Annotated in this window: 16 protein-coding genes; 4 read left to right on the top strand and 12 right to left on the bottom strand. The window is 40.2% G+C overall.

Annotated elements, in window-relative coordinates; translation table 11 throughout:
• Positions 1-146 precede the first annotated feature (146 nt).
• Positions 147-1,523: a sodium-dependent transporter gene (locus tag LI164_RS14895; RefSeq protein WP_227087336.1), complete on the bottom strand. Its 1,377-nt coding sequence runs from the start codon at positions 1,521-1,523 to the stop codon at positions 147-149.
• 263 nt (positions 1,524-1,786) lie between these two features.
• On the opposite strand from LI164_RS14895, the gene LI164_RS14890 reads away from it, so the two are divergent.
• The 3 genes from LI164_RS14890 (at position 1,787) to LI164_RS14880 (ending at position 3,717) form a co-directional block, all read left to right on the top strand.
• Complete coding sequence (locus LI164_RS14890) at positions 1,787-2,419, top strand: hypothetical protein (protein WP_005330914.1); 633 nt, start codon at positions 1,787-1,789, stop codon at positions 2,417-2,419.
• A gap of 273 nt (positions 2,420-2,692) precedes the next feature.
• A complete protein-coding gene (locus LI164_RS14885; RefSeq protein WP_005330910.1) occupies positions 2,693-3,115 on the top strand; it encodes an Hsp20/alpha crystallin family protein in 423 nt (140 codons plus the stop codon).
• 143 nt (positions 3,116-3,258) lie between these two features.
• Positions 3,259-3,717 carry an Hsp20/alpha crystallin family protein gene (locus tag LI164_RS14880; protein WP_005330909.1) on the top strand — a complete coding sequence of 153 codons (459 nt, stop codon included), beginning with the start codon at positions 3,259-3,261 and terminating at the stop codon, positions 3,715-3,717.
• A gap of 188 nt (positions 3,718-3,905) precedes the next feature.
• Here LI164_RS14880 and LI164_RS14875 read toward each other — a convergent pair whose 3' ends face one another.
• The 5 genes from LI164_RS14875 to LI164_RS14855 form a co-directional block, all read right to left on the bottom strand.
• A complete protein-coding gene (locus LI164_RS14875) occupies positions 3,906-4,538 on the bottom strand; it encodes an HD domain-containing protein (protein WP_005330907.1) in 633 nt (210 codons plus the stop codon).
• A 57-nt stretch (positions 4,539-4,595) separates the two neighbouring features.
• Positions 4,596-5,966: a PhoH family protein gene (locus tag LI164_RS14870; protein ID WP_005330906.1), complete on the bottom strand. Its 1,371-nt coding sequence runs from the start codon at positions 5,964-5,966 to the stop codon at positions 4,596-4,598.
• A gap of 116 nt (positions 5,967-6,082) precedes the next feature.
• Positions 6,083-6,493 (bottom strand): peptide deformylase, encoded by a 411-nt coding sequence (locus LI164_RS14865; protein ID WP_005330905.1) that lies wholly within the window; start codon positions 6,491-6,493, stop codon positions 6,083-6,085.
• Positions 6,494-7,246 (bottom strand): winged helix-turn-helix transcriptional regulator, encoded by a 753-nt coding sequence (locus LI164_RS14860; RefSeq protein WP_005330904.1) that lies wholly within the window; start codon positions 7,244-7,246, stop codon positions 6,494-6,496. It abuts the gene before it with no gap.
• Positions 7,247-7,248: 2 nt separating this feature from the next.
• Positions 7,249-7,578, bottom strand: a complete 330-nt coding sequence (locus LI164_RS14855; protein WP_040015272.1) for a cytochrome c biogenesis protein — start codon at positions 7,576-7,578, stop codon at positions 7,249-7,251.
• Between the two features lie 537 nt (positions 7,579-8,115).
• Here LI164_RS14855 and LI164_RS14850 point away from each other — a divergent pair.
• A complete protein-coding gene (locus LI164_RS14850) occupies positions 8,116-9,444 on the top strand; it encodes an MATE family efflux transporter (RefSeq protein ID WP_005330902.1) in 1,329 nt (442 codons plus the stop codon).
• Positions 9,445-9,510: 66 nt separating this feature from the next.
• On the opposite strand, the gene LI164_RS14845 is transcribed toward LI164_RS14850, so the two are convergent.
• The 6 genes from LI164_RS14845 to LI164_RS14820 all read right to left on the bottom strand — a co-directional run bounded on the left by LI164_RS14845 (position 9,511) and on the right by LI164_RS14820 (position 15,076).
• The gene (locus LI164_RS14845) at positions 9,511-10,125 is read right to left on the bottom strand and encodes an AAA family ATPase (RefSeq protein WP_005330900.1); all 615 of its coding nucleotides are present in this window, start codon (positions 10,123-10,125) and stop codon (positions 9,511-9,513) included.
• Between the two features lie 139 nt (positions 10,126-10,264).
• Positions 10,265-10,975: an ABC transporter ATP-binding protein gene (locus LI164_RS14840; protein WP_005330898.1), complete on the bottom strand. Its 711-nt coding sequence runs from the start codon at positions 10,973-10,975 to the stop codon at positions 10,265-10,267.
• Between the two features lie 50 nt (positions 10,976-11,025).
• Entirely contained in the window at positions 11,026-11,787 is a 762-nt protein-coding gene (locus LI164_RS14835; RefSeq protein WP_005330896.1) for an ABC transporter ATP-binding protein, read from the bottom strand.
• 1 nt (position 11,788) lies between these two features.
• Positions 11,789-12,856 (bottom strand): branched-chain amino acid ABC transporter permease, encoded by a 1,068-nt coding sequence (locus LI164_RS14830; protein ID WP_040015285.1) that lies wholly within the window; start codon positions 12,854-12,856, stop codon positions 11,789-11,791.
• Positions 12,857-12,865: 9 nt separating this feature from the next.
• Complete coding sequence (locus LI164_RS14825) at positions 12,866-13,750, bottom strand: branched-chain amino acid ABC transporter permease (protein WP_005330892.1); 885 nt, start codon at positions 13,748-13,750, stop codon at positions 12,866-12,868.
• Positions 13,751-13,900: 150 nt separating this feature from the next.
• The gene (locus tag LI164_RS14820; protein ID WP_334290734.1) at positions 13,901-15,076 is read right to left on the bottom strand and encodes an ABC transporter substrate-binding protein; all 1,176 of its coding nucleotides are present in this window, start codon (positions 15,074-15,076) and stop codon (positions 13,901-13,903) included.
• Positions 15,077-15,282 lie beyond the last annotated feature (206 nt).

The raw sequence follows: 15,282 nt of genomic DNA, 5'->3' as shown, positions 1-15,282 counted from the left end.
TACCAGCTTGTTTCTCACCACCTATAGAGGTTGGAGTCATCTCCCAGCTGATATAAGCCCCACATATCCTGAAAAAATAATCCCACAGCAGGTACTATCGCAAGTGTACCTGCCAGGGATTATTTTATGGTATATAAATTACATATCTACATAGAAATCCAGCCAAATGCGTTTGCCACGGAACTTGCCAGAATAATCATAGCAAAAATCGGGCAAAGATATTTGATCATGACTACAAATATTTTCTTTCTGCGGAATGCTGCTTCCCCATGTCTGATTTCCTCTTCTATGCGGTCTATGCCAACTACTTTTGACACAAATATACTTGTCATCATGGCTGCGATTGGCATCATCACTGAATTTGTCAGGAAATCAAAGAAATCCAGGAACTGCATTCCAATGATTTCTACAAATGCCAGCGGTCCATATCCAAGACAGGATAATGTGCCAAGAGCAATCATTATAATTCCGATTACAGCTGTAGATTTTCTTCGGCTCCAGCCAATCTCATCTTCAAAGGTTGAAACTGCACTTTCTGTCAGTGCAATAGAACTTGTCACTGCTGCAAATAATACCAACAGGAAGAATAAAATTCCTACAACTGTTCCAAATCCCATATTTGCAAATACTTTCGGGATTGTAATGAACATCAATGCCGGACCTGCCTGCAGTGTATCCGGATCTCCTCCGGAAAATGCAAAAACTGCCGGAATAATCATAAGTCCTGCCATAATTGCAATTGCTGTATCGAATACTTCTACATTTCTTGTAGAATCTTCAATGGAACTGTCTTTTTTCATATAAGAGCCAAATGTAATCAGAATACCCATAGCAATAGACAGGGAATAGAACATCTGTCCCATAGCCGCCACAACCGTCATCCATGAAAAGTTCTTCAAATTCGGCACGAGGAAATATTTCACTCCTTCAATAGCTCCTGGTCTTGTCACCGAATAAATCGCGATAATGACAGACAGAACGACCAAAATCGGCATCATGAACTTTGAAACTCTTTCGATTCCATTTCTCACACCTGCATAGATGATCGACAATGTGAACATACAGAAAATTACAAAACAGATTTCTGTCGATGCTCCATTTGAAATAAATTCAGAAAAATATCCATCTGCCGCCAGTTTTGTACCATTTCCCTTCACATACTCAATCAGATACTTAATGACCCAGCCTCCGATCACGGAATAATATGGTACGATCAGCACTGGAATGATTGCATTGATCCAGCCTCCAAAGGAGAGCCACCCCGCTTTCTTTCCAAATGCTTTAAATGCTCCTACAGGACTTTTTCTTGTCATACGTCCCAAAGCTGATTCGGCAACAATCATTGTGTAACCGAATGTCAATGCGAGCAAAATATAAATAAGAAGAAAAATTCCTCCACCATACTTTGCTGCAAGATACGGGAATCTCCAAATATTTCCCAATCCTACTGATGCACCCGCCGCAGACAGTACGAAACCTATCTTCCCCGAAAAGGTGCTTCTTTTGTTCTTTTTTGTTTCCATCTCTCTTTTACCTCTGATCTGCTCTTATTGCAGATCAGGCTTTCCCTTTCTCACGCCCAAGGCCTCTATGCCCTGGCTTTAAATTAATCCCGGCTATTCTTGATTTATCTTTTGCCGTATTGATTCATTTTATCACAAATCACACCTTTTATCTAGTGTAGAAAGCAGTGTATTTCTGCGGTGTATTCAGTATAATCACATTGCTCTGTCGAATAAAATACTGTATAATGAAATTCATCTGAAAACGAAAGGGATTTGAAAACATGGACACAAAAGAATCTGTTGGAAAAGCAGCAAAAGGATTGGGATCGCTTGTATTAATTCTTCTTTTGATGAAGGGATTTACATTTAGCTTTCGTTCAAATTGGCTGTTAACTATAGGAATCATTGTAGGAGGAACACTCTTTTTATACTTTGTGGGCTTGCAATGTATTGCAGGATATTTATGGAAAAGGAAGTTGGTGACAATAGGCGCAATTTTTATAGGCTGCTTCTTTGTGTCTACTGTCAGTGAAAATCAGGTGGTTTCAGGGTTAAACACGGTAGCATATTTTCTTGCAGGTTTTGTTTTGGGAATACCTATTGCCTGGTTTTTCTTATCAGCAGGTCGAATTGCGTTTCGAATAATGAGACATGAACGCCTGGTTAATTCCGGTTCGTATACCGGTTCTACTGTTTCTTATAACTCAAATAACAAATGGGACCAGGAAAGAGCCGAAAGAGAACGGCAAGAGCGTGAAGCGGATCAGCGTGCGAAAGCTCGTTATGATGCCCGTACCAATCAATTAAAAGCAGAGTATGATGCCCGTACTGCCGCGGGATGGGGAAAAACAGGCGCAGAACGAAACTTCCGTAATGATGCGGATTATTGGAAAAATCAGCAAAAGAAATATTAACATTGAAAATAAGAGGTTACAGCATTGAAAATTCAGTGCCACAACCTCTTATTTTTGTACAAAAAAACAGTTCACAGATTTTTCACAAAATAATTAGCACTCACCTCTTGACAGTGCTAATAATAGGTGCTATATTACAGTTAGAACAAAGGAAGGGGAACAAAAAGAAGGAAAAAGTTCCTAATCCGCAAGGTTCTGGCACACAACACATCGGATTTCTCCGACAGTGCTTAAATATATTTTATGAATGTCTTTTGAAAGGAGATATGACTTATGATGTTACCTAGTATTTTTGGAGAAAACTTATTGGACAATTGGTTTGATGATGGTTGGAATTCATGGGATTACAGCAATACAAGCCTCATGAACACAGACATTAAAGAGAATGATAATGATTATGAACTGACGATGAATCTTCCAGGTGTTAAAAAAGAAGATGTCACAGCAGAGTTGAAAGATGGTTACTTAACAATCCATGCTACATCTAATCAGAACAAAGATGAGAAAGATGAAGATGGCAAATATATCCGCCGTGAGCGTTACAGTGGTTCCTGCAACCGTAGCTTCTATGTTGGAGATGCTGTTACAGAGGAAGATATTAAGGCCAGCTTCGAGAATGGTACTTTGAAGATGACAATTCCTAAGAAGGAAGCAAAGGCTGTACCGGAGAAGAAATTCATTTCCATTGAAGGATAATTTCACAGCAAAACTGTATACAAGTTTTAGATTTGTTACACCTTCTTTGTAACCGTGGCGGTTCAAAAGAACCGCCTGCGGATCACATAGATGAATAATTTGATTATAACGATTTTAGTATATATTTTTAGGAGGAATGACTTATGTTACCTAGCATTTTTAATGATAATTTATTTGATGATTTCTTTAACTTTCCATTTTACGATGACAAAGCAGAGCGTCGTGCAGAGAAAAAACTTTACGGACATCATGCTCACAACCTTATGAAAACTGATATCAAAGAGAAAAAAGACGGTTATGAGTTAGAGATGGATCTTCCGGGCTTTAAGAAAGATGAAATCACCGCTGAATTGAAAGACGGTTACATGACCATCAGTGCAGCAAAAGGTTTGGATCAGGACGAACAGGAGAAAGATACAGGACGTTATCTTCGTCGTGAGCGTTACGCCGGTGCCTGCCAGAGAACGTTCTATGTTGGAGAAGATGTTACAGAAGAGGATATCAAGGCTGAGTTCAAACACGGTATCTTGAAACTCTTCATTCCAAAGAAAGAAGCAAAACCAGCTGAACCAGAGAAAAAATTCATCTCCATTGAAGGATAATTTTCTCTCCCATTGAGAGTGTTTTCCTGTGAGATAGAATTTTCTCATAAATGTAATTTCCCCTCTTACCGGAAGAACCTGTCACTGGCAGGTTCTTCCAGATGCTTCGGCAACGAAAAGAAGTGTCACATCCCACAGTGGCACTTCTTTTTATTTGCATTTTATTTATACTTTTTTATTCTTTATAATCAACAGATTTTATTTCCATTGGCTTTCATTTTAAATTTTAATCCTAGTATTTCTGCTGCTCTTTTACACATCAGCATGCGCTGTAGGAATATTTCAAAATAATCTAAAATGGAGCATATTTCTTCATCAAGTTCAATTTCCAATAAGATCACTTTCTTCTCAACATTAACCTGAAGACTGGAGGCAACTGCCGCATAATTAACACGATCGTGCATATCAAAATTCTCTTTGATTGGATTCCTTACACGGTTTCTTCTGACATCTGTCTTATCTGCCAGGATCAATGCCGCAGAAACAGCATCTACTGCAGTCCCAGTTTGTTCATCATGCTGACCGATTGCACTGACAATTGCCGCGATATCTTCATCTGGAAACTTCCATTCCCGAAGTAGCTGAAATGCCATCAGGGCAGAACTATGTGCATGATCTACACGGTTGACACAATTTCCCATATCATGCATATATCCTGCAATTTGGGCAAGTTCTACTGTATGTTCGTTATATCCTAATTTTTCCAAAATTTCTCCTGCTGTCTCGGCAACTTTTACTGCATGTCCTCTGGAATGTTCTGTATATCCTAAGATTCCTAAAACTCTATTTCCCTGTTCAATATACGCATTCACCTCCGGCATCTTTTTGATTGATTTATAAGTTATTTTATCCAAGTAAATTTCTTTCCTTTCTTTTTTTTATAATCTTTGTATTGCATCCATCGCCAGTTCCGATCGCTCACATTCTTCTGTTGACATCGTAATCTGATAGCAAAGCGGACTTCCTTTCATATACTCCGATGCATAACTAAGACCATTCGTTCTCTCATCAAGAAATGGGCGGTCAATCTGATTCGGGTCTCCAAGCAGCACAATTTTCGTTCCTTTTCCGGCTCTTGTAATAATTCCTTTCACCTGATTTGGTGTCATATTCTGAGCTTCATCGATGATTAAATATGTATTTACAAATGAACGTCCTCTTATAAAATTCATTGCTTCAGCCTGTATGATTCCTCTGGCAAATATTTCTTCTATTTTTCCTTGAAGTTCCTGTTCATCTTGATAACGGGCTTCCTCATCAGAATCAATTAACTGCTCCAGATTATCCATGATTGGGCGCATTAGCGGTGATATCTTCTCCTGCTCATCTCCCGGCAAAAATCCAATATCCGAATCAAACTGTGCATTCGGTCTGCAAATCAGAATTCTGCGATATTCCCCCGTCGGATTATTCAAGATCTTCTCCAGACCAACTGCGAGAGAATAAAATGTCTTAGCCGTGCCTGCCATACCTTTTACAATCACAAGCGGTGCCTCATCAGCCGGTTTCATAAGTGCTTCCTGAAGGAAATACTGACCTGAATTTCTCGGCTTCACTCCATATGGTAAACTCTTTTTGTATTTTAAAGGCACAACTTTCTTACCTTCCACTCTTCCAAGATGTGTTTTCTTCAACGACTGATCTGCTTTTAAAATAATAAATTCATTTTCCACAAGTTCCGGTTGAATTTTATTTCCCATTTCATCTGACAAATATAATTCTTTGACAGAAACTCCTTTTTTCTTAAAATCTTTGAACTTATCCTCCGCTACAAAGCATTGTTGTCTGCCACTATACTGTTCTTCCTCTGCAATTACCTGCTCTGTACTAAAATCCTGCGCCTCAATCCCCATAATCTGAGCTTTTATTCGAAGCACCAGATCCTTTGTCACAAGTACTACTGGTTTTTCCTCATCAGAAATCCCTTTGCAGACTTTCAAAATCCTGTTATCCGCTTTATCTTCCGGCAAACTTTCAGGGAGTTCCACTCCGACACAATTAGCCTCGACTCTTAAAAAACCACCATTTTCCAACTCTACTCCCTTTAGCAAGTCACCTTTCATTCGAAGCTTTTCTAAGAAACGTATGGCCCGTCTGGCGTTTGCCCCTTTTTCACCTTCTGCTTTCTTGAGTCCATCCAATTCTTCCAGTACGACCAATGGTAAAATAACCCGGTTTTCTTCAAAACACTGACATGCATACGGCGCCTGAATCAATATATTAGTATCAATCACATACGATTTAATCATCAACATCTCTCCTGCTCTGCATTTTCAACCTTATTCTGCAAGTTGTTGACCTTGCATCATTTAATATAACAAGAGAATATTGATTTTGCTTCATGATTCAGTAAAATATACGTAAATTAAATTATAATTCCATTACAATGATCCACCTCATGCTGAATGATCTGTGCAATCCAACCAGTATATTTCTGACGCTGTTTTTTCCAGTTCATGTCCTGATACTCGAGTTCAATCTCCTGATATCTAGTACATGGACGCACGCCAATCAGTGACAAACATCCTTCTTCTGTCTGATAAGAACCACTTTTCTTCACAATTCTCGGATTGAACATGGCAACATTCATAAATCCCATATTCACTGCAATAATCCGCTTCTTGACACCAATCATGTTAGCTGCCATACCGACACAGCCCTCCTCATGAGCTTTCAAAGTATCCAATAAATCTATGGCAACCTGCTTATCCGCCTGCGTCGCAGGCTCAGACTTCTGCCCTAAAAATAAAACGTCATGCACAACTTCTCTTACCATCTATTCTCCCTCCAAAAATCCTAAGTATTCATCAAATATATTAAATAACATATCCCCGGAACACACCGGAAGTTCGGCTGTTGTTCCCGGCAATTCTGCATATTGATACAAATCCTCCGCCTTTGTTAATACAAGTACTGGTATTACTTCATACTGCGGTCCAAATAACACTTCCAGATAAGGGCTGTACTTGGCAGCCTGAGACATTTCTTCTTCCAGTATTTTATCATTCATCTTAAACTCCAGCGAAAATACATAATTCTCTGTAATCACCAGCACGTCCGCATAAATTCTTATGTATCTGGATTTCTTAATTCGCAATTCAAATAGAATTTCCCAGTCATCAAACTTTACATCTGCATCACTAAGATCTGCAAACAGATTCTTCATCACCTCATAAGAATCCCGAAATGAATGGAATAGTCCTCTTGTATCGTTAAGATTCCGTCCAATCTTCCTGCAGCCTTCCGTCAACATCTGAAACCATTCATCCTCAGTAAGTTCCAGAAACTCAGCTACTGTTCCATAATATCCACTATAATCACCCAGCCCCACGTGTGGTCTGCTCTGCCTGATTAGTCCGTACCACTCATAATTCTCATTACGGTAGCACAAATCCTTCATATAAGGCGAATTATAAAGATAATGATTCACTGTGCTTCTGTCTTTATTCAGTTTCTTAGCAATCTCCCGTGCTTTAATTCCATCGCCAGAGGCAATCAGGGCATAAATGTCCCGTTCAATGATATCCATAACTAAAAGCTTGTCCTCCAAAGTGGTATCACATTAATAACAGGCTCTTCATACGGGTGAACTGCTTTTACCACTTCGATTGTCTTATCAACATTTTCTGTGTATACTGTAACCTCTACTTTCAGCTCCGGCTCACAACTGATTTCTCCGTTCGTCCCTATATATGGATTACAGCCGTCAAGCGGACGCCAGTAGCCCGTCACCGGACTCACAGACATACAGGAATCATAATTGCCGATGTGTCCCGCATCAACCTCCTGGAGAGCTTTCTGTAAAACTTCCAGGTGAGATGGCGGAAGGAAGATTTCTAATTTACAATACTTAAAGTCCATGGAAATACCTCTTTTCACATTATAATCTATTCCCATTGTATCACAATAGTAGTACCTCGTCTTCTATATTACACATGTAATCTTCCGCCCAATTTCAAAAGGATTTTATCTAATCCTCCATATATTCTCTATAATCTACTTCACTTGCGAATAACATATATCTTCCTTGCACTAATCCCATGTAACCTTCTGATGTTGCATAACCTTTCATCTTCTGCTTCCTCCTTGAACATAATCTGTAATTTATATAGTTTCCATTGTTTCTTTGCTTTCTTATAGTTATAGTTTACAGATTTAGGTGTCCTATAAAAATGACAGGTTGACGTATAAAAATCTTTATGATATTCTTATTTCGCTAATCTGATTCCATTTATCAGATTAGTGATAACATTTATAAATTACATATTCTAAAAACTACAGTGTGGACTTTTTCAGTTCAACTTTTTTTCGCCGCACAATTATAGGCTTTTTATAATTGTACGGCTTTTTGTATGTCCGAAATAATTTGCTTAACACATTTTTAAGGAGGAAATCTTTATGAATGATACATTTATGAAAGAAAAGCCGATTCTGCCACTTTTGACTTCTATGGCACTTCCCATGGTCATTTCAATGTTGGTGAACTCGCTTTATAATATTGTAGATAGTTTTTTCGTAGCTCAGATCAATGAGCAGGCAATGGCTGCCCTGTCACTGGTTTTTCCGGTACAGAACTTTGTGAATGCAACTGCCATTGGATTTGGCGTTGGAATCAACGCTATGATCGCATTCCATCTTGGAGCTGGCAATAAAGAAAATGCAAATGCTTCCGCAACTCACGGAATGATTCTTTCAGTGATACATGGATTTCTTGCTCTGATCATCAGCATTGCAATTATGCCAACATTTTTAGGAGCATTTACGAAAGATGAAAATGTTATAAAACTTGGATTAGAATATTCCAGAATTGTATTTTTGTTCGCGCCAGTGATTATGATCAGTTTGGCTTTTGAGAAAATATTTCAGGCTGTAGGACGAATGAATGAGACGATGTTTGCACTTTTATGCGGCTGTATTTCCAATATCATACTGGATCCGCTACTGATTTTCGGAATTGGATTCTTCCCAAAACTCGGAATTAAAGGTGCTGCGCTTGCAACCGGCATCGGACAGATTATTACTGTAATTGTTTATCTAATCTATTATGTGAAGAAGCCACTTCCGGTAAAGCTAAAAAAATCTTGTCTGCCCCTTCAGCGATCCTTGGATTTTAGGCTCTACACAATTGGCATACCAGCCATTTTAAACCTGGCTCTGCCTTCATTTTTAGTATCATTTCTTAATGGTGTTCTCTCCGCCTACTCCGACATTTACGTCGTAGTGCTTGGGATTTACTACAAATTGCAGACGTTCCTTTATCTTCCGGCAAGTGGAATTGTCCAGGGAATGCGTCCAGTCATTGGTTACAACTATGGTGCCGGAGAAATGGATCGAGTAAGAAAAATTTTCCGTCTGGCACTGCTTATGTGTGGTGGAATCATGGCAGGCGGAACACTTCTGTGTCTGTTTTTTGCAAATGATCTTATCGGAATGTTCACTACGAATCCTGAAACAATTCAGGCGGGCGGTCTTGCACTTCGCATTATCAGCTCCGGATTTATTGTTTCCAGTATCTCCGTTACTGCTTCCGGCGCACTGGAAGGCCTCGGAAAAGGGGTACAATCACTGCTCATTTCTCTGATGCGTTATGTAGTTATCATTATGCCGGCGGCATTTATTTTAAGCCGTATCAGGGGTGCTGTCGGAGTATGGAATGCATTCTGGATCACAGAACTTATCAGCGCAATAGCTTCTGTGTGGATCTATAGAAAAAGTCTGAAACACTAAATTGGGGACACCCTTAATCGTTGATGGGGACGTTACACTTTTGCAAAGTGCTACGTCCCCATCTTACTATTTTATATTGATATAAGATTCAATCAACTCTACTGTCTTCTCGAATCCAAGTTTTCCGCTGTTGATGCACAGGTCATAATTTTCTGCATCATCCCAGCTTCTTCCTGTGTGATAATGATAGAAGTCTGAACGGTATTTGTTGGTTCGTTCGATGTATTTCTCCATCTCTTTTTCGCTCATGCTGACACGCTCTAATGCGGATTTCATCTGGAAATCGTGATCTGCATGAACGTATACGCTGATCATATCCGGATCGTCTTTTAAGACAAAGTCAGCGCATCGTCCGATCAATACGCAAGAACCTTCTGCTGCGTATTTTTTAATGATCTCAGCTTCGTAGTTAAAGAGATTCTGATCTGATGTAAATTCTTTGCTTTCCGGTGGAAGGAGTTCTCCGCTATATACGTTGGTGGATAGCAGGAATTTCGGTAACCTTTTCAGGCGTTCATCTCGTGCATTGAACATACTCTCATTAATACCACTTTCCTCGGAGGCACGCTGCAGGATTTCTCTGCTGTAGCATGGAATTCCGAGTTTTTCTGCCAGCATGTACCCGATGGTCTTTCCACCGCTTCCATACTGTCTGTTGATTGTTATTACTACTCTTTTCATAGCAATTCCCCCAATCTTTTTCTGTTACTTACATTTTAAATGTAACATCTCATTTATGCAAGTCTTGCTCTAACAAGCCTCAATCTGAAACTCATAGAAGAAAACATTACTCTTCCCTGAACTTCTACACATTTGCCATCTACTCACCAAGATATGCCTTCTTAACTGCATCGTCGTTCATCAGCTCTTTTGCATCTCCGCTAAGCAGGATCTTGCCTGTCTCCAGTACATAGGCGCGGTCTGCGATTTCCAAAGCTTTCTTCGCATTCTGCTCTACGAGAAGTACTGTCGTTCCCGTTTTTCTTACTTCTTTGATAATGTCAAAGATCTCGTTTACAAAGATTGGTGATAGTCCCATAGAAGGCTCGTCCATGACAATCAGTTTCGGTTTTGACATAAGCGCCCGTCCCATTGCCAGCATCTGCTGCTCGCCACCGGAGAGTGTTCCGGCTCTCTGGTCTTTTCTTTCTTTCAAACGAGGGAATCTCTCATAGACCATAGCAAGCGTCTGTTCAATCTCCTCTTTGTCTTTTCTTGTGTATGCACCCATTTTCAGATTCTGGTATACGCTCAGATCTGCAAATACACGACGTCCTTCCGGTACGTGTGCGACTCCCATGTATACAATTTTGTGAGCAGGTACTTTTGTAATATCCTGTCCCTCAAATGTTACAGTTCCTTTCTTTGACGGAAGAAGACCTGTAATTGTATGAAGTGTGGTTGTCTTTCCGGCTCCATTTGCTCCGATAAGAGCCACAACTTCTCCTTGGTTTACTTCAAACGAAATGCCTTTGATTGCCTGGATCATTCCGTAATATACTTCCAAATCCTTTACTTCAAGCATTGCCATATTCTTATTTCCTCCTGTCTGGCTTTTCTTTACGTTTGTTTCCGGTTCTCTTATTCATCTCCAAGATATGCAGAAATAACTTCAGGGTTATTCAACACATCTGCTGTTTTTCCCTGTGCCAGTACCTGACCGAAATTCAGAACTGTCAGTTCTTCGCAAATTCCGGATACCAGTTTCATGTCATGCTCGATCAGAAGTATTGTCATTCCAAAATGTTCTCTCACGAACTGGATTGTCTCCATCAGTTCTCCCGTCTCATTCGGGTTCATACCTGCGGCAGGCTCGTCCAGAAGAAGAAGCTTCGGCTCTGTTGCCATAGCACGGGCAATCTCCAGCTTTCTCTGCTTACCATATGGAAGGTTCGTTGCCAGCACATCTGCTTCACCGTCAAGATCAAAAACCTTCAAGATTTCCATAGCCTTCTCATCCATGGCTTTCTCTACTTTTTTGTATTTTGGAAGCCGTAAGATTCCTTCCAATGTAGAATATTTATAGTGATTGTGAAGTCCGACTTTTACATTATCAAGTACTGATAACTGCTTAAACAGACGGATATTCTGAAATGTTCTTGCAATACCTGCTTTGTTGATGTCAATCGTCTTCTTACCGGTAATATCCTCGCCATCCAGTTTGATAATTCCCTCATTTGGCTTATACACACCTGTCAGAAGGTTGAATACCGTTGTTTTACCGGCTCCGTTCGGTCCGATCAGTCCGTAAAGTTCCCCTTTTTCGATCTGCATTTCAAACCCGTCTACTGCACGCAGTCCTCCGAAGGAAATGGACAGATTTTTTACATCTAATAATGCCATCTTATGCTTCCTCCTTTACTGCTTTTTTCTGTTTGAATTTTGCCAAATGTTTTTCTCTCCACTCAATTGCTTTCGGAGCCCAGTTAAAGAGCATCATGACAATCAGTACAATTGCGTAGATCAACATACGGTAATTGGACAGTCCACGCAGAAGTTCCGGAAGCAGTGTCAGGATTGCTGCTGCAATAATAGAACCTCTCACACTTCCAATTCCTCCCAGAACAACAAATACAAGAATCATGATAGACATGTTGTAACCAAAGTTCTGTGGTGTTGCCATCAGCGATGACAGATTATGTGAGTAAAGGACTCCAGCCATTCCTGCAATTGCTGCAGACAGAGAAAATGCAATCAGTTTATATTTTGTTATATTGATCCCTATGGATTCTGCTGCAATACGGTCATCACGAATCGCCATGATCGCGCGTCCGGTTCTGGAGCTGATCAGATTCAGAACAATGACAAGTGTGATCAGAATTAATATAAATCCGATAGTAAATGTACTGTCTTTCGGTGTTCCGCTGATTCCCTGTGGTCCGTTCAGAAGAATCTTTCCATCCGGCTCCATGTTCAAAGACACGGAATCCTTCATTGAAAAATGGAATCCTTTAGAATCTTTGCCAATATAAAAGACATTAATTACATTTTTAATAATCTCGCCAAACGCCAGTGTTACAATTGCCAGGTAATCTCCATTCAGACGAAGTACCGGAATTCCAATTAGGATTCCGAAAATTCCTGCGCACACTGCTCCGATCAGAAGAGCAATCATGAATCTTAAAAGATCCGGCTCAATGACACCTTTCATGCATTTAGAGAAAAATGCACTTGTAAATGCTCCGATACACATGAATCCGGCATGTCCAAGGCTCAGTTCTCCAAGAAAACCTACGACCAGGTTCAGAGAAATTGCCAAAATGATGTAAGTACAGATTGGTACAAGTAATCCTGTAAATAAGCTAGACAGGCTTCCACTTGTAACAAGTACCTGGATTACTGCGTAAACTACGATTACCATAAGATATGTAATCATGTTGTTTTTTGTTGTTTTATTCATATTCTTTAACATTCCTGCCACCTACACTTTCTCCTGGATATTCTTACCAAGAATTCCAGTAGGTTTTACAAGAAGTACCACGATCAGAACTGCAAATACGATTGCATCTGCAAGCTGTGAAGAAATGTATGCTTTTCCGAGAATCTCAATGATTCCAAGAATAATTCCTCCTATCAGCGCTCCCGGTACAGAACCGATTCCACCAAATACGGCTGCTACGAACGCCTTGATACCAGGCATGGAACCTGTGTAAGGTGTCAGGCTTGGGTATGCAGAGCAAAGCAGTACACCAGCGATTGCAGCAAGTGCGGATCCGATTGCAAATGTCATGGAAATAGTCTTATTTACATTAATTCCCATAAGCTGTGCTGCACCTTTGTCCTCGGATACGGCTAACATTGCCTGACCTGCTTTTGTCTTATTAATAAACAGCATCAGACCTGCCATAATAACAATACATAGTACAATTGTCAGGATGGTTGTTCCTGTAATTGTAAGCTTTCCACCTGCCAGTTTCAAGTTCGGCAATTTGATGACTTCTGGAAATGATTTCGTATTAGAACCAAAAATCAGAAGTGCCAGGTTCTGAAGCAGGTAGCTGACACCGATTGCTGTAATCAGAACTGCCAGTGGAGATGCCGCATTACGAAGCGGGCGATAAGCAACTCCTTCAATTACAACTCCAAAAATTGTGCAGGCGATCGTCGCAATAATGATTGCAACAATTGGATTCAGACCTGCGCCTGTCACACAAGTCAATACGATATATGCTCCGACCATAATAACGTCACCGTGGGCGAAGTTCAACATCTTAGCAATACCGTATACCATGGTATAGCCAAGAGCGATGATCGCATATACACTTCCAAGGCTGATACCATTAATGAGATAAGATATAAAACTCATTTTTCTTCTCCTTCCTTTAACTAAAATTTTTACCTCTCAATTATAATGATGTTGGGGGCAAAAGCCCCAACTATGATGCAATATGTGAGAAAGGCTGCCACAGCAATTCTGTAGCAGCCGCTTATCACTATTTTAACTTATCGGGCTGAATTAGTCCATGGATACATATGCACCATTTTCAATCTTAACACCCTTAGGTGCCTTGTTCGGCTCACCGTTCTTCTCCCATGTGATTCCGTCTACACCTGTCAGACCGTCAATCTTGATCTTTGTCATAGCGTCCATCAATTTGTCGCACATCTCTGAGTAATCCATATCCGGTGTTACATCAGCTTCCTCTGCTGCAGCTTTGATAGCGTAAATTGCATCATATGCATCTGCTGCAAACTGAATTGGTGTATTGCCGTATTTATCTTCATATGCTTTTGTGAATGTCTGAGTCTTCTCATCCTGTGCATCAGATGCATAAGGTGTCAGAAGCATCGTTCCCTCTGCAAGAGATTTATCAAATCCCTCTACACCAAGGATTCCGTCAAGTCCATCACATCCAAAGAATGTCGGATGATAATCTAACTTAGCTGCCTGCTGTAAGATAGCAGATGCTTCCTGATAGTAGATTGGAAGGAATACAAGATCAGCTCCTGATGACTGTGCCTTCTTTAACTGTACAGAAAAGTCTGTCTTATTATCTGCTGTAAATGCTTCTGCTGCTACAACATCAAGGCCTTCTTTCTTAGCCTCTGCTGCGAAGTTTGTGTAAATTCCATTAGAATATACATCGGAGCTGTTATAAATAACTGCTATCTTTGTTGCAAGTTTGTTCTTTGCAATGTACTCTGCAGATTTTGTTCCCTGTTCAGGATCTGAGAAGCAAAGACGGAATACGTTGTCGTGATCCTGAACGCTCTCTACTGCTGTTCCGGAAGGTGTGATCTGGAACATGTGATCACTGTCTGTCTCAGATGCTACTGCTGTACAAGAACCAGATGTTACAGTTCCCATAAGAATCTGCATACCCCAGTCTTTCAGAGTATTGTAAGCATTCACAGCTTTCTCTGCATCTGCCTGATCATCTTCTGTCTTGAACTCAACCTGCTTACCATTGATTCCACCATTTTTATTAATCTCTTCTACAGCAAGCTTTGCACCGTTGTCTACTGCTTCACCATATGCTGCTGCATCTCCTGTCATCGGTCCGATTCCACCAATTTTAAATACATCTGATTTTGAATCTGAGCTTCCGCTCTTAGAACCACAGCCTGCCATCATGCTGACTGCCAGTGCTGATACTAATACAGCACTTACAACTTTTTTAAATTTCATAATTCCTAGCCTCCAACTCTGTTTTTGTATTGACCTTATAATATCTCCTTCTTTTCCGTCTGTCAATGAAAATTTTAGATTTCACTCTGTTTTTTTATCAGTACAATCTTTTTTTCATAATAGAAAATACAATTTCTTAATTTCAAGAATGCCCCGGCATTCTTGCTGCGAGGTGCGCGTCATGCAATTGCATGACATACTTCTACTGC

This window comes from Dorea sp. 210702-DFI.3.125 (assembly GCF_020560945.1).
GTDB classification, from domain to species: Bacteria; Bacillota; Clostridia; order Lachnospirales; family Lachnospiraceae; genus Dorea; species Dorea formicigenerans.
Note: the sequence above shows the minus strand (reverse complement) of the source record. Positions and strands in the feature narration are given on the sequence as shown.

Coding starts and splice junctions, on each gene's coding strand:
- LI164_RS14890 (WP_005330914.1), top strand. CDS start 1,787: ATGGACACAAAAGAATCTGTTGGAAAAGCAGCAAAAGGATTGGGATCG.
- LI164_RS14870 (WP_005330906.1), bottom strand. CDS start 5,966: ATGATTAAATCGTATGTGATTGATACTAATATATTGATTCAGGCGCCG.
- LI164_RS14885 (WP_005330910.1), top strand. CDS start 2,693: ATGATGTTACCTAGTATTTTTGGAGAAAACTTATTGGACAATTGGTTT.
- LI164_RS14855 (WP_040015272.1), bottom strand. CDS start 7,578: ATGGACTTTAAGTATTGTAAATTAGAAATCTTCCTTCCGCCATCTCAC.
- LI164_RS14895 (WP_227087336.1), bottom strand. CDS start 1,523: ATGGAAACAAAAAAGAACAAAAGAAGCACCTTTTCGGGGAAGATAGGT.
- LI164_RS14875 (WP_005330907.1), bottom strand. CDS start 4,538: ATGCCGGAGGTGAATGCGTATATTGAACAGGGAAATAGAGTTTTAGGA.
- LI164_RS14830 (WP_040015285.1), bottom strand. CDS start 12,856: ATGTTAAAGAATATGAATAAAACAACAAAAAACAACATGATTACATAT.
- LI164_RS14850 (WP_005330902.1), top strand. CDS start 8,116: ATGAATGATACATTTATGAAAGAAAAGCCGATTCTGCCACTTTTGACT.
- LI164_RS14825 (WP_005330892.1), bottom strand. CDS start 13,750: ATGAGTTTTATATCTTATCTCATTAATGGTATCAGCCTTGGAAGTGTA.
- LI164_RS14835 (WP_005330896.1), bottom strand. CDS start 11,787: ATGGCATTATTAGATGTAAAAAATCTGTCCATTTCCTTCGGAGGACTG.
- LI164_RS14865 (WP_005330905.1), bottom strand. CDS start 6,493: ATGGTAAGAGAAGTTGTGCATGACGTTTTATTTTTAGGGCAGAAGTCT.
- LI164_RS14860 (WP_005330904.1), bottom strand. CDS start 7,246: ATGGATATCATTGAACGGGACATTTATGCCCTGATTGCCTCTGGCGAT.
- LI164_RS14845 (WP_005330900.1), bottom strand. CDS start 10,125: ATGAAAAGAGTAGTAATAACAATCAACAGACAGTATGGAAGCGGTGGA.
- LI164_RS14880 (WP_005330909.1), top strand. CDS start 3,259: ATGTTACCTAGCATTTTTAATGATAATTTATTTGATGATTTCTTTAAC.
- LI164_RS14840 (WP_005330898.1), bottom strand. CDS start 10,975: ATGGCAATGCTTGAAGTAAAGGATTTGGAAGTATATTACGGAATGATC.